At 64.8% G+C, this 1,105-nt stretch carries 1 protein-coding gene; it reads right to left on the reverse strand.

Annotated elements, in window-relative coordinates; translation table 11 throughout:
- Window positions 1-1,086 (reverse strand): acyltransferase domain-containing protein (locus ACWIGU_RS44850; RefSeq protein WP_454407712.1); only part of this gene is annotated, 1,086 nt, incomplete at its 3' end.
- Window positions 1,087-1,105: the final 19 nt, after the last annotated feature.

Below are 1,105 nucleotides of genomic sequence, written 5' to 3' on the forward strand. Positions count from 1 at the left end.
CCAGTAGTGGGTGGGTTGGAAGGGGTAGGTGGGGAGGTTGGTGTGGTGGTGGGTGTGGGTGGGTGGGTTGGTGGGGGTGCCTTGGGTGTGGGTGGTGGCGAGGGCGGTTTGGTAGGTGTGGTTTTCGTTGTGGTTTTTGCGGAGGAGGGGGGTGGTGTGGGGTGTGTGGGTGGTGAGGGTGGCGTCGGGTCCGAGTTCGAGGTAGGTGGTGATGTTTTTGGTGGTGAGGGTGGTGATGTTGTCGTGGTGGCGGACGGTGTTGCGGATTTGGTTGGTCCAGTGGTGGGGGGTGGTGGGGTTGCCGTTGGTGATGAGGGGGGTGTGGGGTTGGTGGTAGGTGAGGGTTTGGGCTGTTTGGTGGAATTGGTTGAGGATGGGGTCCATGTGGTGGGAGTGGAAGGCGTGGCTGACGGTGAGGGGGTGGGTGCGGTGGCCGTGTTGTTTGAGGGTGTGGGTGGTGTGGTGGATGGCGTCTTTGTCGCCTGAGATGACGAGGGAGGTGGGGCTGTTGATGGCGGCGAGGGCGACGTGGTTGTTGAGGTAGGGCTGTATTTGTTCTTCGGTTGCTTGGATGGCGGTCATGGCTCCGCCGGGTGGGGCGGTTTGCATGAGGTGGGCGCGGGTGGTGATGAGGAGGGCTGCGTCGGGGAGGGTGAGGATGCCGGCGAGGTGGGCGGCGGTGAGTTCGCCGATGGAGTGGCCGGTGAGGTAGTGGGGGGTGATGCCGTGGTGTTTGAGGAGGTGGTGGAGGGCTGTTTCGAGGGCGAAGAGGGCGGGTTGGGTGTAGCGGGTTTCGTTGAGGAGTGCTGCTTTGGGGGTGTCGTGGGGGGCGAACATGATGTCGCGGAGGGGGTGTTCGAGGTGTGGGTCGAGTGCGTCGCAGGCGTCGTTGAGTGCGGTGGCGAATGCGGGGTGGGTGGTGTAGAGGGTGTGGCCCATTTGGGGGTGTTGGCTGCCTTGGCCGGTGAGGAGGTAGGCGATGCGGGGGGTGGGGGCTGCGATGCCGCGTACGAGTGCGGGGTGTTCCTGGTCGGTCGCGAGCGCGGTCAAGGCGTCGAGGGCTTGGTCGCGGTCGTCCGCCAGCACCACCCCACGATGCTCAAGA

It is taken from the genome of Streptomyces sp. NPDC055400 (assembly GCF_053644375.1).